The organism is uncultured Desulfosarcina sp. (assembly GCF_963664155.2).
In the GTDB taxonomy this organism is placed as follows: domain Bacteria; phylum Desulfobacterota; class Desulfobacteria; order Desulfobacterales; family Desulfosarcinaceae; genus Desulfosarcina.
Window position 1 is genome coordinate 3,958,590 of sequence record NZ_CAXXXH010000001.1, and the last position, 19,500, is coordinate 3,978,089.

General features: G+C 54.9%; 17 protein-coding genes. 10 read left to right on the forward strand and 7 right to left on the reverse strand.

Going from position 1 to position 19,500, the window contains the following annotated elements; all coding sequences use genetic code 11:
* Positions 1-31 precede the first annotated feature (31 nt).
* The 5 genes from pstA (at position 32) to ACHZBS_RS18070 (ending at position 5,126) form a co-directional block, all read left to right on the forward strand.
* On the forward strand, positions 32-928 hold the full coding sequence (gene pstA / locus ACHZBS_RS18050) for a phosphate ABC transporter permease PstA (RefSeq protein WP_319407917.1): 897 nt from the start codon (positions 32-34) through the stop codon (positions 926-928).
* Between the two features lie 154 nt (positions 929-1,082).
* Entirely contained in the window at positions 1,083-1,844 is a 762-nt protein-coding gene (gene pstB / locus ACHZBS_RS18055) for a phosphate ABC transporter ATP-binding protein PstB (protein ID WP_319409095.1), read from the forward strand.
* 76 nt (positions 1,845-1,920) lie between these two features.
* The gene (phoU, locus tag ACHZBS_RS18060) at positions 1,921-2,580 is read left to right on the forward strand and encodes a phosphate signaling complex protein PhoU (RefSeq protein WP_319407918.1); all 660 of its coding nucleotides are present in this window, start codon (positions 1,921-1,923) and stop codon (positions 2,578-2,580) included.
* 72 nt (positions 2,581-2,652) lie between these two features.
* A complete protein-coding gene (locus tag ACHZBS_RS18065) occupies positions 2,653-3,342 on the forward strand; it encodes a response regulator transcription factor (protein WP_319407919.1) in 690 nt (229 codons plus the stop codon).
* Positions 3,342-5,126: an ATP-binding protein gene (locus ACHZBS_RS18070; protein ID WP_319407920.1), complete on the forward strand. Its 1,785-nt coding sequence runs from the start codon at positions 3,342-3,344 to the stop codon at positions 5,124-5,126. The genes ACHZBS_RS18065 and ACHZBS_RS18070 overlap by 1 nt, the downstream gene beginning before the upstream one ends.
* Positions 5,127-5,405: 279 nt before the next feature.
* Here the strand turns inward: ACHZBS_RS18070 and ACHZBS_RS18075 are convergent, their stop codons facing one another.
* The 4 genes from ACHZBS_RS18075 to ACHZBS_RS18090 all read right to left on the reverse strand — a co-directional run bounded on the left by ACHZBS_RS18075 (position 5,406) and on the right by ACHZBS_RS18090 (position 8,477).
* A complete protein-coding gene (locus tag ACHZBS_RS18075; RefSeq protein ID WP_319407921.1) occupies positions 5,406-6,059 on the reverse strand; it encodes a hypothetical protein in 654 nt (217 codons plus the stop codon).
* A complete protein-coding gene (locus ACHZBS_RS18080; protein ID WP_319407922.1) occupies positions 6,049-7,032 on the reverse strand; it encodes an alpha-ketoacid dehydrogenase subunit beta in 984 nt (327 codons plus the stop codon). The genes ACHZBS_RS18075 and ACHZBS_RS18080 overlap by 11 nt, the downstream gene beginning before the upstream one ends.
* A 33-nt stretch (positions 7,033-7,065) precedes the next feature.
* Positions 7,066-8,028, reverse strand: a complete 963-nt coding sequence (locus tag ACHZBS_RS18085) for a thiamine pyrophosphate-dependent dehydrogenase E1 component subunit alpha (protein WP_319407923.1) — start codon at positions 8,026-8,028, stop codon at positions 7,066-7,068.
* Positions 8,029-8,195: 167 nt separating this feature from the next.
* Entirely contained in the window at positions 8,196-8,477 is a 282-nt protein-coding gene (locus ACHZBS_RS18090) for a hypothetical protein (RefSeq protein WP_324292410.1), read from the reverse strand.
* Between the two features lie 515 nt (positions 8,478-8,992).
* Between ACHZBS_RS18090 and ACHZBS_RS18095 the strand changes: the two genes are divergently transcribed.
* Entirely contained in the window at positions 8,993-10,009 is a 1,017-nt protein-coding gene (locus ACHZBS_RS18095) for a D-cysteine desulfhydrase family protein (protein WP_319407925.1), read from the forward strand.
* A 93-nt stretch (positions 10,010-10,102) separates the two neighbouring features.
* On the opposite strand, the gene ACHZBS_RS18100 is transcribed toward ACHZBS_RS18095, so the two are convergent.
* The gene (locus ACHZBS_RS18100; protein ID WP_319407926.1) at positions 10,103-11,539 is read right to left on the reverse strand and encodes a glycoside hydrolase family 2 TIM barrel-domain containing protein; all 1,437 of its coding nucleotides are present in this window, start codon (positions 11,537-11,539) and stop codon (positions 10,103-10,105) included.
* Between the two features lie 247 nt (positions 11,540-11,786).
* Here ACHZBS_RS18100 and ACHZBS_RS18105 point away from each other — a divergent pair, with 247 nt between their 5' ends.
* The 4 genes from ACHZBS_RS18105 (at position 11,787) to ACHZBS_RS18120 (ending at position 17,309) form a co-directional block, all read left to right on the forward strand.
* A complete protein-coding gene (locus tag ACHZBS_RS18105) occupies positions 11,787-14,381 on the forward strand; it encodes a glycosyltransferase (protein WP_319407927.1) in 2,595 nt (864 codons plus the stop codon).
* 56 nt (positions 14,382-14,437) lie between these two features.
* The gene (locus ACHZBS_RS18110) at positions 14,438-16,060 is read left to right on the forward strand and encodes an acyl-CoA synthetase (RefSeq protein WP_319407928.1); all 1,623 of its coding nucleotides are present in this window, start codon (positions 14,438-14,440) and stop codon (positions 16,058-16,060) included.
* Positions 16,061-16,072: 12 nt separating this feature from the next.
* The gene (locus ACHZBS_RS18115) at positions 16,073-16,585 is read left to right on the forward strand and encodes a cupin domain-containing protein (protein WP_319407929.1); all 513 of its coding nucleotides are present in this window, start codon (positions 16,073-16,075) and stop codon (positions 16,583-16,585) included.
* 217 nt (positions 16,586-16,802) lie between these two features.
* Positions 16,803-17,309: a rubrerythrin family protein gene (locus ACHZBS_RS18120; RefSeq protein ID WP_319407930.1), complete on the forward strand. Its 507-nt coding sequence runs from the start codon at positions 16,803-16,805 to the stop codon at positions 17,307-17,309.
* 163 nt (positions 17,310-17,472) lie between these two features.
* Here the strand turns inward: ACHZBS_RS18120 and ACHZBS_RS18125 are convergent, their stop codons facing one another.
* Together ACHZBS_RS18125 and ACHZBS_RS18130 are read right to left on the reverse strand one after the other, a co-directional pair.
* On the reverse strand, positions 17,473-17,820 hold the full coding sequence (locus tag ACHZBS_RS18125; RefSeq protein ID WP_319407931.1) for a DUF3024 domain-containing protein: 348 nt from the start codon (positions 17,818-17,820) through the stop codon (positions 17,473-17,475).
* A gap of 6 nt (positions 17,821-17,826) precedes the next feature.
* A complete protein-coding gene (locus ACHZBS_RS18130) occupies positions 17,827-19,371 on the reverse strand; it encodes an SDR family oxidoreductase (RefSeq protein ID WP_319407932.1) in 1,545 nt (514 codons plus the stop codon).
* Positions 19,372-19,500 lie beyond the last annotated feature (129 nt).

Sequence of the window (19,500 nt, forward strand, 5' to 3'; positions counted from 1 at the left end):
GGCTGCCGAATCAAAGGCAAAAGCAAAAACCATGTCGAGTGACGATCAATCCTTCTTTGAAGGCAGTGCGGCCTACGACCGGCGGCGCAAACTCAAGCAGTCGGTCTTTTTCAACCTGTTTCGTGCAGCAGCCGCCATCAATGGTCTCGCTCTGCTGATTATCATTTATTTCATGGTGGCCAACGGTTGGCGCGCCATCAGCTGGGAATTCCTCACTCAGCCGCCTATGGAATCCATGACCAAGGGAGGTATTCTGCCCTGCATCGTGGGCACCGTCTGCCTGAGTTTCGGCGCCATTCTCGCGGCACTGCCCATCGGCATCGCCTCGGCTATCTACCTGAACGAATATGCCCGTCCGGGCAAGGTGGTACGGCTCATCCGACTGGGCATCAACAACCTGGCGGGCGTGCCGTCGGTGGTGTTCGGGCTTTTCGGACTAGCCTTTTTCGTGGTCATCCTCAAGATGGGGGTGAGCATTGCCGCCGGCGCCCTGACCCTGGGGGCCATGTCTTTGCCGGTGATCATCGGTTCCACTGAAGAGGCCCTCAAATCAGTTCCCGACACCTATCGGGAAGCCTCATTGGGACTGGGGGCCACCAAGTGGCAGACCATCTGGCGGGTGGTCCTGCCCTCGGCATTACCGGGAATCCTCACCGGTGCCATACTAGGGATCAGCCGGGCCGCCGGCGAGACGGCACCGATCATGTTTACCGGGGCGGTCTTTTTTACCCCCAAACTGCCCACGTCGATTTTCAACGAGGTCATGGCGCTGCCTTACCATATTTATGTGCTGGCCACTGCCGGAACCGAAATCGAAAAGACGCGGCATCTGCAGTACGGAACGGCCATCGTGCTGATCGCGCTGGTATTGGGGATGAACATGCTGGCGATCCTCTGGCGGGCCCGTCTGAGAAAGCGGCTGAAATAGGATGAACCGGTTGGTTTGTTGTATTGGTTGCTTGGTTTTATTGGTTAACGAATCAAACCCAGGAGATCAAGGCAACCCATCAACCAATGGAACCAATTAAACCGTTTTGTATAGGATGCACCCGATGAATGCGCCTGCACAACAGGAAAAACAGATGGAACCGGAATATAAAATGTCCTCTGAAAACCTTGATTTCTACTACGGGGATTTCAAGGCCCTGCACAGTGTTTCCATGTACTTCAAACCTCGCGAGGTCACGGCCTTGATCGGCCCCTCCGGATGCGGCAAAAGCACCTATCTGCGATGCCTCAACCGCATGAACGACCTGATTCCCATCAGCCGTGTGGAAGGCAAGGTTACCCTGGACGGCGAAGACATCTACGCCCCCAACCTGGATGTGGTCATGCTGCGTCGCAAGGTGGGGATGGTGTTTCAGAAGCCCAATCCGTTTCCCAAGACCATCTTCGACAACGTGGCTTATGGTTTGTGGGTCAACGGGATCAAGGACAAGGCCTTTGTCCAGGAGCGGGTGGAGGAGAGCCTGAGGCATGCTGCCATCTGGGATGAGGTCAAAGACCGGCTTCAGGATACCGCCCTGGGACTGTCAGGCGGTCAGCAGCAGCGCCTGTGCATCGCCCGAGCCCTGGCCGTCAAGCCGGAGGTCGTGCTCATGGACGAACCCGCATCGGCCCTGGACCCCATCGCCACCCAGAAAATCGAGGAGCTGATTCACGAGCTCAAGGAGACCTACACGATCATTATTGTCACCCACAACATGCAGCAGGCCGCGCGGGTGTCGGATGTCACCGCCTTTTTTTATGTGGGCAAGCTGATCGAGGTGGGGGACACGGACACGATTTTTACCCGGCCGAAGAAAAAACAGACCGAGGATTACATTACCGGCCGGTTCGGCTGATACCCACAACACCGCCCCAATGGCCGGCGAGCAGGCCAAGGCGCCAAGACCATCCATCCAACAAGGAACCCAAACGGTGAAGCACTTTCAAAGAGAACTCGATACCATCAAGAAAATGATCCTGTCCCTGGGAGCGCTCGTGGAACAACGGGTGCACCGGATCAGGCAGGCCATCGAAGACCGCGACGTCGATCTGGCCAAAGAGATCATGCACCTCGATCACGAGATCGATGAGATGGAGGTGGAGGTTGAAGAGGCGTGCCTGAAGATCATCGCCCTGCACCAGCCGGTGGCTGCGGATCTTCGGTTTCTGGTCGCCGTCATCAAGATTAACAACGACCTGGAGCGCATCGGCGATCAGGTGGTCAACATAGCCCAGCGTGTGGTGCGCATCGCCAAGCGCCCGGTGGCTCCCTATCACTTTGATTATTCGGTGATGGGGGAAAAGGCTGAAGCCATGCTGCGCATGAGTCTGGACAGCCTGGTGAATCAGGACCTTGACCTGGCCATCAAGGTGCTTCATCTGGACGACGAGGTGGACAAAATCAAGGATGAAGCCTATGATCGCATCAAGCAGGCCATGGCCGACGGGTTGACCGAGGATATCGGCTATATGATCAACCTGCTGCTCATCTCCCGGCACATCGAGCGGCTGGCCGACCACGCCACCAACATCGCGGAAGAGGTGGTTTATATGATCGAAGGCGATATCGTGCGCCACGGCAAGTTGACTTAAAACCAGCGGTCGGATGACTGACGACCGATGTCAGCAAACCAGATAAGCCGCCCCATCAAAGGCAAATGAAAAATGAGTAAAGAGAAGATACTGGTAGTGGACGATGAGGAGGATATCCTTGAACTGGTCCGCTACAATCTGGCCCGCGAGGGGTATGCGGTGACCTGTGCCGCCTCGGGTGAGGCGGCCCTCAAATCGGCCGCGTCGGATCCGGTTGACCTGATCATTCTGGATCTGATGCTGCCGGGCATCGATGGCCTGGAAGTGGCCCGGCGACTCAAACAAAATTCCGGCACCAAGGACACGCCCATTGTCATGCTTACTGCCAAGGGCGAGGAGGCGGACATCGTCACCGGTCTGGAACTGGGCGCCGACGACTATGTGACCAAACCCTTTTCCCCGCGTATCCTTATCGCCCGCATGAAGGCGGTGATCCGACGGCGAAGTGGAATCGCCGAACCGGAGAGCGAGGTCTTGACCATTCGCGAACTCTCCATCCATACCGGTCGCCGCCACGTCACCGCCGCCGGTAAATCGCTGGATCTGACCTATACGGAATTTCAGGTGCTCCATTTTCTCGCCCGTCGGCCGGGCTGGGTCTTTACCCGCTCTCAGATCGTGGATGCGGTGCGCGGCGACGACTACCCGGTTACCGACCGCAGCGTGGATGTCCAGATCGTGGGGCTCAGAAAGAAGCTGGGGGCGCTGGGGAAATATATCGAGACGGTGCGGGGGGTGGGCTACCGGTTCATGGAAAGCTGATGAAGAATAAAAAACGCCTTATCTATCAACTATTCCCGTCTTATCTGGCGATTACGCTGGTTTCACTGCTTGCGGTGAGCTGGTATGCGTTGAGCTTTACCCGGCAGTTTTACCTGGAACGCACCCGGGTGGATCTGGAAATCAACGGACGGCTTTTGGAAAAACAGGTGATCCGCCTGCTCAATCCCCTGGATGCGCAGGCGATGGATCGGTTTTGCAAGGATGCCGCCGGTCAGACGGTCACTCGGGTTACCGTGATCCTTCCCGGCGGCCGTGTGGTGGGCGACTCCGTAGAGATGCCGGCCAAGATGGCCAACCACCTGGACCGGGAGGAGATTCGGGATGCCTATCTGGGCAAGGTAGGGGTGAGCATCCGTCACAGCGATACGCTGAAGCAGGACATGATGTATGTGGCCCTGCCTTTGTACGCGGATAAAGTTCTATCCGGTGTACTGCGGACATCCATTCCCGTTACCGCCATCGATGCGCGCCTGGGGACCGTCAGATGGCGAATCAGCTTTGGCGCGCTGTTGATCGCCCTGCTGGCATCGGGGGGAAGCTGGTATGCGTCACGAAAAATCACCCGTCCGCTGGAGAAAATGCGGGATGGCGCACGGCGTTTTGCCACCGGCGTTCTTACTCACCGGCTGCCCCTTTATGACATCTATGAGTTTTCAGCCCTGGCCGAAACCATGAACCAGATGGCCGAGCAGCTTCAGCAGCGGCTGGAGGAGATCACCAGCCAGCACAATAAAACCGAAGCGGTGCTTTCGAGCATGCATGAAGGCGTGATTGCCACTGATTTGGAGCAGCGGGTGATCAGCATCAACCAGGCTGCCGCAAGTATGTTTGCCGTTCCCCTGAAAAGTATCCAGGGTCGAAGCGTCCTGGAGATCATCCGCAACCACGAATTTGATTTGCTCATGAACCAAAGCCTGTCCACCGGTGAGAGTCTTGAATCGGATATTGTCTACCACCAGAACGGCGAACGCACCTTCAACGTCCACTGCACCCCTTTGCTGGATGCCATGCAAAGGCGCATGGGCGGTCTGTTGGTGATCAGCGATGTGACCCAGCTTCGCCGGCTCGAAAACATGCGGCGTGATTTTGCCGCATCCGTTTCTCACGAAATCAAGACACCGCTGACGGCCATCAAGGGCTTTGTCGAGACATTGTGCACAGGCGATGTGGATGATCGGGAGGAAACCCGGCGATTCTTGACCATCATCGACAAGCACGTCAACCGATTGGCGACGATTATCGACGACCTGATGCAGCTGTCACGCATCGAACGCGACGATGAAATCCAGCAGATCGGTCTGGAGTGCTGCCGTATTCAGGACGTGATCCACACGGCCATCAGCCTTTGCACCGAAAGCATCCAGGAGAAGGGAATCGATGTTCAGCTCTCCTGCGAACCGGGTCTGAATGGCTGCTTCGACGCCACTCTGCTCGAACAAGCCGTCGTTAACCTGCTGGACAATGCGATCAAGTACAGCCCGGAGAAAAGCGTGATCCACATCGACGCCCTGACTGTGGGCGGTGACATCCAGATCCGCTTTAAGGACCAGGGCATGGGCATCGCCCACAAGCATCTTCCCCGGCTTTTTGAACGATTCTACCGGGTGGACAAGGCGCGCAGCCGCAAGCTTGGCGGCACCGGCCTGGGCCTGGCCATCGTCAAACATATCGCGCAAGCCCACGGCGGCAGCGTTTCCGTCGAAAGCGAACCGGGAAAGGGCAGCACTTTTACCCTGCATCTGCCGGTTAAGCAGCAATCGTAATAATTTACGGAGCATGAATAATCCACGCCCTATCTAAGTCCTCAATTTTGTCTGTAGGCCCCACGAAAACGTCGCTATGGTAGATTATTTCCAAAAAATTCAAGATCTTAAAAGACGAACTTATCAATCTATTACTACTCAGGCAAAAGTTTATATACGCCATTGAAAGCACAACCCCAATGGGAACAAATCGTTATCCATCTTGATAGCAGTAACCACGCGTTTCAAAAAACGTTTAGGATGACCTATCTATTACTAAAAATATTTCTTCATCGCCTTTTAAAAATTTGAGCTGGCAAAAACTTTATGTGAGTTTTGATTTATGATTTCAATACAATCAGCTGCATGGGTCATCGCTATTAAGTGACCTCCATCTTTTATTTTTTTGCACGCTCCGAAACATGATATTACTTTGTCGTTTTCTCCATGTATACGTTTAATTATACTTTGGTCCCCCTTATAACCTTGCCAATTAGAAACCGCATGACACATAGCTCTAATGAATTCGGTTTCTGAGGAATGAAACATAGTTAAAAATTCATTTCTAAATTTTCCGGCAAGCGCTTGTATAACTTTTATAGGGGTGATCTCAGATAGAGGAGACAAGAATCTGAGTAAAGGATTGATTTCATTTTTTGAAACTGCACTTCCGAACAAATAAACATTTCTTATGCCTAACTTATCTGCAATCTCAAGTGAAACAATACCACCAAGTGAGGAACCTGCGACCGAATCTGATCGCATAATTCCGTATCGCCTTATAACACTTTCTGCTACCTCGGAAATGGTTTTTTCACCATTGTATCTTGGCCAATTAATGAACTTCGCATTTGGTATTTTTCGCCAAGGGCCAGAATACATGTTTGAAGTAGCACCCATTCCCGGAAGAATATAAATCATTTTATAATCACTAACACTTCCCTCATTTTGCAACGATTTCTTTTACCACCGAAATAAGATTTTTCTCACTGGGGATGTAAAAACGTTCCAGAGGCGGACTGGCCGGGACCGGGATGTCAGGACCGGTCACCCGCCGCAGCGGCGCTTTTAAGCTATCAAAAGCCTCTTCCATCACTACCGCTGAGACTTCACCGGCAAAGCCGCCGGTTCGAGTGGCCTCATGCAATACAACCAGGCGACCGGTCTTGCGCACAGAATCAAGGAGGGTCTTTTTATCCATAGGCACAAGTGTGCGCAGATCTACGATCTCCGTGTCAATACCCTCCTGGGCCAACTGTTCAGCCGCCTTCAAAGCCAAACCCACCATCTTGGACCATGTAACCAAGGTAACATCTGTACCCTGACGTTTAACGTCGGCCTGTCCTATGGGAATGAGATACTCCTCCTCTGGAACCGGCCCAGGTACAAAGTAAAGCATCATATCTTCTATAAAAACAACGGGATTTGGATCCCGAATGGCGGATTTGAGAAGCCCTTTGGCATCAGCCGGCGTGGCGGGCATGATGACCTTCAGCCCCGGGCAGTGCGCCACCCACGCTTCAAGGTTATGCGAATGCTGACAGCCTGCTCCGAATCCGGCACCGCTTTTGATACGCACAACGAGCGGGAAAGACGATTTCCCTCCCGATAGGTACCGCAGCTTGGCTGCGTGATTGACGATCATATCCGATGCAAGGGTAAAGAAAGGATTGAACATAATTTCAACCACCGGTCTCAACCCAGCTACAGCCGCACCAACCGCTAATCCTGCGATCGCCGACTCTGAAACGGGAGTGTCCTTCACCCGCCCTGCACCGAAATCTTGCAATAAGCCAGCAGTGGGAAGCATCGGGCTGCTATGGATGCCTATCCCGACTCCCTCTCCGGCCAAGAACACATTGACGTCCCGCTGCATTTCTTCTCTAAGGGCCTGATTGATGGCCTGTCCCATTCCAAATGACTGCATGCTTTAATTCCTTTCATTATGGAATGTTCTCGATTATGCGAATAGATCCTCAAGAGCCTCGGACGGCTCGGGATAAGGGCTTTCCTCCGCAAAGCGGATCGCATGCTGCACAATGGCATCGATGCGGTTTTCCAGTTCCTGAAGCTCATCCTCGCTGATCAGTCCTTGGGCCAGCATTTCACCGCGAAGTTTAGGGATGGGGCACATTGCCTGCCATGCCGCGATCTCTTCCTTGGGCTGATAGATCTGTAGATCCGCTTCGCCATGGCCTCGCCAGCGGTAAGTTTTGTATTCGATCAGCGTGGGCCCACTTCCTCCAACAGCGCGCGCGCGGGCCGCCATGGCTGATTCGTACACTGCCAGCGCGTCGTTGCCATCAACCACAACACCAGGCATGGCATAACCGGCTGCCCGGTCGGCGATGTTAGGCGCTTTGGTGTGCTCTTCATAGCGCTGAGCACCGGCGTAAAGATTGTTCTCGCACACAAAGATTACCGGAAGCGTCCAGACACTCGCCAGATTCAAGGCTTCGTGAACAGACCCCTCGTTGGCGGCTCCATCTCCTATAAAACAGACGGTTACCCATTTTTCCGCTCGGTACTGTTGGGCAAAGGCAACGCCAACAGCAATGGGCGGTCCGCCACCGACAACGGTGGTTGTACAGAGCGCATTGACCTCAGGTACTGCCATGTGCAGCGTTCCACTTTTTCCTTTATTGCACCCCGTTCGTTTACCGAATATTTCAGCCATTAGGGCTTTGGGATCAGCGCCCTTGGCCAATAAATGGCTGTGGCTGCGGTGATTGGTGATGATCACATCTTCCGGTTGAAGCGCCGCACATACGCCCGCACCGACGGCCTCCTGCCCGGTACACAGGATCATCATTCCTGGAATCTTATGCTCGATCTTGCACAGTTCCGTCAATTTCTCCTCGAACCTGCGGGAAAGAAGCAATGACCGGAGCATTTCCATCTTCTTTTGATTGGGAATCTGCATAGTTCTCTCCTGACGGTGTTAATTTGACAGGATGATTTTGATAAACGAGGGGATAATTTTTAAATTATGATATTGTATTGATGATAACACTACGTATACAAGTTTGTCACTCAATAAAAGGCGCCATCAAGAACCCATCAAAGTGGTTCCGGGAGTTATTAGTGAATTTATATCCCCAGATAACTCACTCGCTGGGTCCACTTCTGCACCTTCATATGTTCCTTAAAATAATCGAGAAATATCGTTTCCAATGTCGACATGGATTTGCCTTGAAGGTGCATCATGGAAATCCGATTCATGATCTGCGGTTGATCCGTCGTAATCGGCATGATCTCGTCGTTGTCGATCAGATCCGCCACCCAATATCCGTCTACAATGCCAATCCCCATATGACTTTTCAGCCACAGTATGGAGGTGCGCATATCCTGTGCCCTGAATTTAATATTCAAATTGGTTGGTAATGGACCACCAGGGAAATGAATAGGCCGACTGCGATATCTGCAATCGGCCTATTTTAGATTAGTTGTCTTTCATACCATCGGTTTCCAAATCGGACCCTTGGTAAATGTTGGAATAAATGCCTTTTTAATAGATGGCCCAAATATTCAGGACCAAATAAGTACGCTATGGCTATCCAATAAAAATGGACCACACCGAAACATAGGGTTTCTTGCCTTATCCAACTTCTCGAAATTTTTATGACATTTACAAATTAGTAATGCCAGCCCACAAAAATTCACTCCACCGAAATAACATAACTCTCCAATAAACATCTACTCAACGCCACTATAGGGTGCCTGATAAAAGCTTGACCCTGAATATTTCGATAGCAGTTGTGTTTAAAGATGCCAGGAAAAGCATATTCAGCGAGCCCTTGTCTTTTCGGGCCCATCTATGTAAAAAGAAAAGGTGTTTGTTTCGCATTTTGATTTATTCCAGTCACCCCATTTTCAGGAACGAATTCATGATACCAACGGATATCTTTCCCCCACGCATTCGACTGGCCAGCATTCCTACTCCCCTGCAGAAGATGGAACGGCTCAGCCGGCAGGTTGGGGTGGAGATCTTCTTTAAACGGGACGATTTTACCGGCAGCGAGCTGTCCGGCAACAAGGTCAGGAAGCTTGAGTTTCTCCTGGCCGATGCACTATCCAAAGATGCCGACACGGTGATTACCTGCGGCGGCGCCCAGTCCAACCACTGCCGGGCCACGGCCCTGGCGGCAGTCAGGGCCGGCCTTTCCTCATTGCTGCTGCTGCGCACGGACGACCCCGCCAACCCGCCGACGGTTTCCGGAAATATCCTGCTGGATCGTCTGGCGGGATCCGAAATTGTTTGGATTACGCCGGAGCAGTATCGGGCACGCGAGGAAATATTTGAACGTGAGGCCCAACGGTTGCGCAACGAGGGGCGAGAACCTTTCATCATTCCCGAAGGCGGGTCGACAGCGCTGGGCGCCTGGGGCTATGTGGCCGAAATGCAGGAACTGGTAAGGGACCTCAATCATCTGGATGGCGGCGACGCGAAGCCCACCACGGTCGTCTGCGCCACCGGCTCCGGCGGCACCACCGCCGGCCTGGCTCTGGGTGCCCGGTTGTCGGACGCTGCTATCCGGGTGGCGGGAGTGAATGTATGCGACGACCGGGATTATTTCGTAGCTGTGATCGACGACATCTGCCGAAAATTCAATGATACCTGGCTGCCGGGAAATTCCGCCGGTATTCCCCCATACGAAATTGTGGACGGCTATGTGGGGCGAGGCTACGCGCTGTCACGACCCGAGGAACTGGTCGCCATCCGTGACCTGGTGCGTCTGGAAGGGGTGGTGCTGGATCCGGTATACACCGGCAAGGCCTATTTCGGCATGATCGCGGAACTGGCGAAAAATCCGAAAAGGTTCGGTGACCGGGTCGTCTTCATTCATACGGGAGGTCTTTTCGGCCTGTTTCCCATCGCGGAGCAGTTTGCCGGACTTGTCTGACGGGGTGCTGAAAATGGTTTTGCGCCAAAACAGCGCAAGCAATTGCAGAACCCTCCCCGGTCGAACCCTCTCTATTCAATCCGTACGGTGCCTTCAACTGTCCGACAACAGGGTCGCCAGGGCGGTGTCCGTCGCCGGCATCGATTCAGGATCCACCTGGAAGGGGAAATTGGCCGTGCCCACATGGCCGTTCTGATCCAGGACATAGACGAAGAGCCGGTATTCGCCGGCTTTCTGCGGCGCCAGGAGGCTCAGCTCCGGCTGGCTGCCGTCGATCACCACGTCCAGTTCCCCGGGACGGGGTTCGTAGGACCCGCCAATGCCCAACTCGGTCGGCTCTTCCATCAGTTCCCAGACAAACCGCAACCCATCGTTGTCCGGATCGGCAGCCGCCACCCGGGCAATGAACGACTCGCCCGGAGTGAGCGTGACATCGCCGCTGGCTACCCGGTTGTTGATGGTGATACGATTCACCATGGGCGCCCGATTGGACGGCCAGCCGCCCGACCAGTTGAAGCGCATCGCGTCCACCGTGGCGCAGGCGGTCACAGGGAGATCGATCCCGGGCAGTTTTTCGATGAACATGCTGTACCAGGTAGGTGTGCGTTCCTGCTTCTGACCCCAAAGGAACACATAGGAGCCGATGCAGCGATCACTGTTGGCCAGGATGTTTTGTTCGTAGCGTCGCAGGTGGAAGTCCACCTTCTGTTCGCTGCTGGGTTCGATGGGACGTCCCCAGACGGTCTGTTTGGCCTCCCAGTGGCCGTCGACCCCCCATTCGGTGATCAGGTACGGGCCTTCGAAGTCCGAGTCCTCGATCATGATACGCACGCTGGACAGAGAGGCGTAGGCGTTGATGCCCACGGCATCCAGGTCCGGAGCATACGCGGCGATGTTGTTAGGCGTATCTTCGTCGTAGGAGATTACGGTAATCACAGGGTGGTCGGGATCCTGGCTTTTGATCTGACAGGCCAGTTCATTGACGAACTGCCAGGCCTCGGGGGTGTCAGCCCCCTCGAGGTTGATTTCGTTGCCCAGGGACCACATCAGCAGGGACGGATGGTTTCTATGAAGATCTAGGAGCTGCTGGACTTCGTCGATCTTGCGCATTTTGTAGGCGGGGTCCAGGTAGTCCGATGCCACGTGGGAGAGCCAGATCCCCAAGGTGACGGTCATCCCGCAGCCCCGGGCATGCTCCAGAAGGTCGCCGGCATCGTGGGCCCCCCAGGTCCTGACCGAATTGGCGCCCGCCTCGGCGGCCAGGCCAAGGTGCTGCCGTCCTCCGATACCCTTGATGAAATAGGGCTGGCCGCCGCGGTAAATCCGGTAAGCGCCGTCCACTTTGCGAATGGTAACGGGAACGGGCGAATCGTCGGCGCTCATCTGGATGGGAAGCGCCAATCCAACCGGATTAGGCGTGTCCGGATCCGATGCGCGGCATGAGCTGCCGATACCCCAGGAAATGAGCAGTGCCAGAACGATAATTGCAGAAAGGAATTGTTTTTTGGGGACAAGGCGCATAAAAATCATCTTAAGGTCTCGTTCATAAACCATTATCAGGTTGAATGACAACGAAAAAAAAGATCTTTCCGCTTGCCGATCGGACCGGTGGCCCGGCCTGACGGCCGGCTCACCGGATGGAATCCTGATTCTATGTTTTATATCGTCCGCTGCGGGGAAAACTTTAGCTGACCGCGCAATGGATAACGGAGGACTGAGACTGTCCGTAAAACAGGATAATGCCTCCGGAAATCCGGACATGGTGGAGTGACTTCGGATGAAATTGTCGAGCATTGTGATCACCCTGGCGATCGCCATTTTAGCCATCAGTCTGTGGGCCCTGGCCAATCGACCCGAACAGGAGCCGCCCTGGCCGGAACGCATCCAGGGCTTCTCGTTTTCGCCTTTTATGGAGGGCCAGAGCCCCCTGGAAAAAATCTACCCGACTCTCGATCAGATCGAGGCCGACATGGCACTATTGGAAGGCAAGACCCATGCCATTCGCTCCTACACAGTGGAGGACGTTCTGGTGCAGATTCCCGAACTGGCCAAGAAACACCATCTCAACGTGGCCTTCGGCGTCTGGATCGACAAGGATGTGGAGCGCAACCATGAGCACATGAAGCTCTTTCTGGAGACGGCCGCCCGAAGCACTAACATCGTGCGGGTCATGGTGGGCAACGAGGTGATGCTGCGCGGTGAACTGACCGTTGAGGAACTCGCCGAATACCTGGACCAGGCACGGCAGGAACTGGAGATTCCCGTCAGCACGGCCGAGCCTTGGCATGTCTGGGTCAAGCACCCCGAGCTGGCCGAGCATGTGGACTACATCGCGGTGCACATGCTGCCCTACTGGGAAGGGATCCATATCGACCTGGCCGTGGATTATGTGGTTGAAAAAGTAAACGAAATCAAGAAGATGTTTCCGAACAAGCCCGTGGTGATCGCCGAGGTGGGGTGGCCCAGCAACGGTCGCACGCGCCAGTCGGCGGTGGCCTCGCCGGCCAACCAGGCGGTGTTCCTGCGGCGATTCCTGGAGCGCGCCCAGCAGGAAAAATACATTTATTACGTTATGGAGGCCTTCGATCAGCCCTGGAAGCGGGATACCGAGGGGTCCGTAGGGGCCTACTGGGGCGTCTACAATGTGGCCCGCCAGGAGAAATTCCCCTTTACCCAACCCATCGTGCCCATCGCCAACTGGACCCTGCTGGCCGGCTTGTCGGTCTTCATCGCCGTGATCACCTTCGCCATCCTGCTCATCGACAGCCAGACCCTGGGGAACCGCGGACGCAGCTTCCTGGCTGTGCTGGTCTTCGCCGCCGCCTCGGCGGCGGTGTGGGTCGTCTACGATTACCTCCACCAGTACCTCACGGTGAGGACCGTCATCGTGGGACTGGTGATGATCAGCGGCATGATCGGGGTGATCGTGGTGCTGCTCACCGAAGCCCACGAGTGGGCCGAGGCGCGCTGGATCATCCGCCTGCGGCGGCCCTTCCAGCCCGTGGCTCTCGCCGATGATCAGCTGCCCATGGTCTCCATTCACGTGCCGGCCTACAACGAGCCGCCGGCCATGGTCATCGAAACCCTCGACGCCCTGGCGGCTCTGGACTATCCGCGCTTCGAGGTGCTGGTGGTGGACAACAACACGCAGGATCCGAAGGTCTGGGAGCCCGTGGAAGCCCACTGCCGCACCCTGGGTCCGCATTTCCGCTTCTTCCACGTGGCGCCGCTGTCCGGCTTCAAGGCCGGGGCATTGAATTATGCAATTTCACAGACCGATCCGTCGGCCGAGATCATCGCGGTGATCGACAGCGACTACGCCGTGGCGCCCAACTGGCTGAGGGAACTGGTGCCCCAGTTCAAGGAGCCCAAAATCGGCATCGTCCAGGCGCCCCAGGATTACCGTGACGGTTCCGTAAATGCCTTCAAGGCCATGTGCTACAGCGAATACCGGGGGTTCTTTTTCATCGGCATGGTCACGCGCAACGAACGCAACGCCATTATCCAGCACGGCACCATGACCCTGATCCGCCGGACGATCCTGGAAAGCATCGGCGGCTGGAGCGAGTGGTGCATCACCGAGGATGCCGAACTGGGCCTCAAAGTCTTCGAGCAGGGTTCCGAGGCCGCCTACATCCCACGCTCATACGGTCGCGGCCTGATGCCCGATACCTTCATCGACTACAAGAAGCAGCGCCATCGCTGGGCCTACGGCGCCATGCAGATCCTGAGGCGGCACGCCTCTTTTCTGACGGCCAAGCGAAGCAGCAGCCTCCGCCACGGCCAGCGCTACCATTTTATTGCCGGCTGGCTCCCCTGGCTGGCCGACGGCGCCAACCTCTTTTTCAACATGGCGGCGCTGCTCTGGTCGATGGCCATGATCATCGATCCCAAGCACGTTGATCCGCCCCTGGTGGTCTTCTCCCTTCTGCCGCTGGCCCTCTTCGTTTTCAAGATCGGCAAACTGATCTACCTCTATCGTACGCGCGTCAATGCCACCCTTGTCCAGACCGTGGCGGCTGCTGTGGCCGGGCTGGCGCTCTCCCATACCATTGCCAAAGCCGTGCTGTCGGGACTTGTCACCCGCGACAAGCCCTTTTTCCGGACGCCCAAAATGGCCGACGCATCGGCCCTGGCAGGAGCGCTGGCCAGCTCTTCCGAGGAGATCCTCATGCTCGCCGCCATGCTCTGTGCGGCATCGGCGATCGGATTGGTGCAGAAAATGGACACCCTGGACATGAACCTGTGGGTGATCGTCCTCGTGGTCCAGTCGCTACCTTACGCCGCCACCCTGCTGGTGGCCATGGTCAGCGGATTTCCACGCCTGCCGGGCCGCTGGATATCCTGGAGCCCGCGCCAGGAGCCGTCCTGAACCTCCCGGCAGACAGATGAGAAGGGAACCGCCCGACACGTGCAAGGAGAACCGTCATGCTCAAACCCGGCAAGGACTATCGGACGCTGTGCGACAACTTTCAATGGGAAGTTCCGGAATTCTACAATATCGGAGTGGACATCTGCGACAAGTGGGCCGGCCCGGGGGACCGCCTGGCCCTGATCTATGAAAACGACACGGGAGACACGCAGCGCTATACCTTCCGGGACCTGAAGCAGCGCTCCAATCGGCTGGCCAACGGCCTGAAGGCCATGGGCATCGCCAAGGGAGACCGGGTGGGCATTCTTCTTCCCCAGCGGCCGGAAACGGCCATCAGCCACATCGCCGTTTACAAGCTGGGGGGTATCGCCATACCGCTGTTCACCCTCTTCGGCACCGATGCCCTGGCCTATCGCCTGGGAAACAGCCAGGCCCGGGGAGTGATCACCGATGCGGCCAACCTGCCTAAAATCCTTTCCATCCGCGATACCCTGCCTCAACTGCGGGTCATCATCGTCACCGAAGGGGGTGCGCCCGAGGGAGTTGCGGACTTTCAGGATCTGCTGTCCCGGGGCAGCGATGCCTTCACACCGGTGCAGACCCTGGCCGACGACCCGGCCCTGATCATCTACACCTCGGGCACCACGGGTCCGCCCAAGGGAGCGCTGCACGCCCATCGCGTGCTCTTGGGCCACCTGCCCGGCGTCGAATTCCCCCACAACTTCTTTCCCTGCAAGGACGACCGGTTCTGGACGCCGGCGGACTGGGCCTGGATAGGGGGGCTCATCGATGTACTCTTTCCCAGTTGGCACCACGGCATTCCCGTCGTTGCGCACCGGGCCCGAAAATTCGATCCGGAGGAGGCCTTCCACCTGCTGGCCAGACATCGCATCCGCAACGCCTTCATGCCACCTACGGCCTTAAAGCTCATGCGCCAGGTGTCGGAATCTTCTGTGCCTCATGATTTTAAAATGAGAACCATCGGCAGCGGCGGCGAGACGCTGGGCGAAGAACTGCTGGAATGGGGTCGCCGGGTTTTGGGTGTGACCATCAACGAGTTTTACGGGCAGACCGAATGCAATCTGGTGGTGGGCAACTGCTTCGAAGTGATGCCCATTCGGGCTGGATCCATGGGCCGGCCCATACCCGGACATACAGTGGCGGTGGTGGATGAAGATGGCCATTCGGTTCCGGCGGGAAGCGTAGGCGAAATTGCCGTGCGAAGCCCCGATCCGGTGATGTTCCTTGAGTACTGGAAAAATAAGGAGGCTACCCGGAGGAAAATCATCAACGGGTGGAGCCTCACCGGCGACCTCGCCCGCATGGACGACGACGGATACCTCTGGTTCGTGGGCCGCAAGGACGACCTGATCACCAGCGCCGGGTACCGCATTGGCCCGGCGGAAATCGAAGACTGCATCATGAAGCATCCGGCCGTGAGCATGGTCGCCGTCATCGGCCGGCCGGATCCGCTGCGCACCGAGATCGTCAAGGCCTTCATCGTGCTGCGCGATGGCCAGGCGCCGTCGCCAGAGACGGCGCGGGAAATTCAACAGTTCGTCAAGGAGCGCCTGGCGGCCCACGAGTATCCCCGGGAAATCGAATTCACCGACAGCCTGCCCATGACCGCCACCGGAAAGATCATGCGCCGGGAGCTAAAAGCCCGGGAACCAAAATGAAAGGGGGTATTCATGCCAACGGTGTTTCACACCAGGGAACTCAAATTCGAAGCCAAGAAAGCCTACCTGCCTGAATTTTCCTGGCAGACCAGCCCCCGGCTGGCCAAGCTGGCGGGGGCCCGGCAGCTGGATTTCGACATCCGCTCTCTGGATCCGGATCGTTTCTCCTTTCCCTACCATTTCCACCGGGCAGCCGAGGAGTTGTTCCTGATCCTTTCCGGTGAAGGCACCCTGCGAACACCGGAAGGATTCCAAAAGATCGCCGCCGGGGATCTGGTTTTTTTCGAGCAGGGAGACACCGGTGCCCATCAATTGTACAACCACGGCGATGCCCCCTGCGTCTATCTGGACATCAGAACCACGGTGGGCATCGACGTATGCGAGTATCCCGACTCCGGAAAGATTTCCATTTTGCCCCTGCTGGAGGTGTTCGAGAGCCGTTCACGGGTACGCTACTTCCAGGGGGAGGAGAACGTGAAAGAAAAATGGCCCGGGGAGATATTGCGGAAACCATTGGAGAAATGAATACGGTATCGACAATTTAATGATATTGTTTTCCAATTCCATTAAACGGGATAGAAAGAGGGGTCAAGGATTCAACAGGACTCCACCAGAAGTAAAATAGCGCGGTTCGCCCGGCTACGCCCAAATTAGTAGGATCGCTGGTATTCACAAGATCGTTGACAAAATTATCCTCGACCTCTCAAATCCTTGACCCCTTTCTTAAATTATGGAGGTTTTAATGAAGCCCAAGACCCAAGACAACATTTACAAAGCGTTCATCGGTGAGGCGAAAGCGTACTTTCGGTTGTTAGCCTATGCGGAAAAAGCCCGAGAGGAAAACGTTCCCCAGATCGCCCTGTTGTTCCGGGCTATCGCCGAGGCCGAACGGGTGCATGCCACCCGGCAGATGAACCTGGTCAAAGATCTGATCGTCAACGATACGGATACGAACCTGGAGAAGTCCTTCCAACGGGAAAAATCCATCAGTGAAAATGAATATCCTGAATTCCTGAAGATTGCCGAAGAAGAGGGGGAGACGGTCGCCGCATTGGCCTTCAGTCATGCCCGGGATGCTGAGGGATTCCACGCCAAATTGTATGAACGGGCCATCATGAATGTTATCAAAGATGAGGTGAAGGAATATTATGTCTGCCAGGTGTGCGGCTACGTGACCGACAAGAAAATTCCCAAGAAGTGTCCGGTATGCGGCGCGCCCGAGGAAAAATTCAAGACGATCGACGGCTGAGCGGTTCGCCTGCCCGGCGTGCTCGTTCGGGCGGTCATGGTGTCAATAGCCAATGGAATGATGCTGCGGCGTACGGTCGGCGCTGCCGTGGTGGCGGTTCGACGGGCCGGATCGGTGCACACCCTCGACTCCATCAACCATTTTTTTACCATCGGTGAAATGATCATCCCCAAAAGCAACCATGCGAATCCTGTTCGATGACGTCCAGGATTTTTTCCAGCGAGGCCGACGATGGGAACGGCTGATAGGCGTGCCATTTCCCATCTGCCCGCATCCAATACACTTTCCAGATTTTCTGGCTTTTTACGTAGGTTGCTTTGGCGATTGGCCCCTCTATTTTTTGGGTTGGGTCATTCCATTGCGGCCGTATATCAAAAAGCTCAAAGCTCTGGCCGGATATTCTAAATGAAATATCCACTTGACTGCGTTGGTGCGCTGCCGGGCGCCTGCTTTCAACATATTGCCCGACAAGCTTCTCGATCCGTTTAATTTCAAATTCACTGATAGCCATAATTTATCACCAATCAATCGGAAAATAGTCCTTTAAAAATTTTCCGCACCAGTGTCTGCCGGTATTGATACCATTAAAAAAGGGATCGCATACCCGTGCGGCACCATCAACAATATCCAAAGGCGGCTGAAAGTCGTGAAGATCCTGTTTGCGTTTGGACAGTTGCGCCGGGTCTTCATCGGTTACCCAGCCGGTGTCTACGGCATTCATAAAAATACCGTGGCTGGCAAGCTCACTGGCCGACGTATGGGTCAACATATTGAGGGCCGCTTTGGCCATATTGGTATGGGGATGACGCTCTCCTTTTTTGAAACGCATAAACTTGCCTTCCATCGCTGAGACATTAACAATATGCTTTTGCCCCGTATGGTTTTTTTTCATTAAGGGCGCCAGTTTATTGCATAACACAAAGGGCGCGACGGCATTGATAAGCTGTATTTCAAGCATTTCCGAGGTCTTGATTTCGCCGAGTTTGAGCCGCCAGCTGTTGGTAGTCCGTAAATCAACCTGCTGCCGATCCGCGTCCAATTTTCCATTGGGAAAGACAGCATCCGCAGGTAAGGGGTTGTCGTAAGCGTAGGGTATTTGAGATAGTTGTGCCGATTTTCTTAATCCTATTCCCGGTAGTTTGCCTTGCCAGGTAACCGGGACAGGCGGTTCTGATTTCAGATGGGGAACGGCCAGAGCATTTAATTGGTCGGTACATATTTGATAGTTCATCATCAGCTTTCGGGAACGCTCGGGAAGCTCATGCAACGCTTTGGTCTCATTGTCCATCAAATGGGCATAAAATCCTGGCGGCCGGCGGACGGTTTGGGCAGCATTATTGATTAAAATATCCAATTTATCAAATGTTTGTTCAATATGACGGCAAAAAAGCTCAACACTGGGTGTATGTCTTAAATCCAGACCATAAATGTGTAATCTGTCTCCCCATTCGTTAAAATCTTTTTCCTTGGAGTACCTTGATGCTGAATCTACAGGAAAACGGGTCGTTGCGATAACCGTAGCACCGGCCTTTAACATCATTAATGTTGCCTGATAACCAATTTTCAAACGGGATCCGGTAATCAGAGCCACCTGTCCCCTCAGATCGGCGGTCTGGAAACGTTTTTGGTAGTTCAGTTCTGCGCAAACGGGGCACATCGTGTCATAGAAAAAGTGCAGCCGGGTGAATTCCGCTTTGCAAACGTAACAATTTCGCGGCGACTGCAATACCAACTGCGTCTTTGTCGATTCAATGGGTTGTGAAAGCTGTAACGGTGCCGAAAATACTGCCTCCTCTCTGGCCAGACGAATCCCGGTTGCCGCTCGGGCCTTTCGTTCCGCAGAAACCATTTGTTCTCTTTTAATTTTCCGCATGGCTTTATTGCGTCGTTTCAGCTGATGACAGTCCGGTCTGGATAATTGGCCCGCAATTTTTATTAGCGCTATTTGTTTTTCTCTTGGCAGCGCCACAAAATCTTCGCCATTATTTACCATATGCGTGAGTATGCGAATACAACGATCTATATCTGTTGTTGCATAGGGCTGGCTGTTTTCTATATCCACTTTTACTTCCTTGATGATTTTTTATAAATGATTAAAAATAGTTATTATCCGTCCGGGCTTTTCTAACCCTGTTTGTACGGGCCGATTATTATCCCTACGAAGCAGCATTTGTCAAATGACGAGAGATCA

Coding starts and splice junctions, on each gene's coding strand:
- pstA (WP_319407917.1), top strand. CDS start 32: ATGTCGAGTGACGATCAATCCTTCTTTGAAGGCAGTGCGGCCTACGAC.
- pstB (WP_319409095.1), top strand. CDS start 1,083: ATGGAACCGGAATATAAAATGTCCTCTGAAAACCTTGATTTCTACTAC.
- ACHZBS_RS18065 (WP_319407919.1), top strand. CDS start 2,653: ATGAGTAAAGAGAAGATACTGGTAGTGGACGATGAGGAGGATATCCTT.
- ACHZBS_RS18070 (WP_319407920.1), top strand. CDS start 3,342: ATGAAGAATAAAAAACGCCTTATCTATCAACTATTCCCGTCTTATCTG.
- ACHZBS_RS18080 (WP_319407922.1), bottom strand. CDS start 7,032: ATGCAGTCATTTGGAATGGGACAGGCCATCAATCAGGCCCTTAGAGAA.
- ACHZBS_RS18085 (WP_319407923.1), bottom strand. CDS start 8,028: ATGCAGATTCCCAATCAAAAGAAGATGGAAATGCTCCGGTCATTGCTT.
- ACHZBS_RS18095 (WP_319407925.1), top strand. CDS start 8,993: ATGATACCAACGGATATCTTTCCCCCACGCATTCGACTGGCCAGCATT.
- ACHZBS_RS18100 (WP_319407926.1), bottom strand. CDS start 11,539: ATGATTTTTATGCGCCTTGTCCCCAAAAAACAATTCCTTTCTGCAATT.
- ACHZBS_RS18105 (WP_319407927.1), top strand. CDS start 11,787: ATGAAATTGTCGAGCATTGTGATCACCCTGGCGATCGCCATTTTAGCC.
- ACHZBS_RS18110 (WP_319407928.1), top strand. CDS start 14,438: ATGCTCAAACCCGGCAAGGACTATCGGACGCTGTGCGACAACTTTCAA.
- ACHZBS_RS18115 (WP_319407929.1), top strand. CDS start 16,073: ATGCCAACGGTGTTTCACACCAGGGAACTCAAATTCGAAGCCAAGAAA.
- ACHZBS_RS18120 (WP_319407930.1), top strand. CDS start 16,803: ATGAAGCCCAAGACCCAAGACAACATTTACAAAGCGTTCATCGGTGAG.
- ACHZBS_RS18125 (WP_319407931.1), bottom strand. CDS start 17,820: ATGGCTATCAGTGAATTTGAAATTAAACGGATCGAGAAGCTTGTCGGG.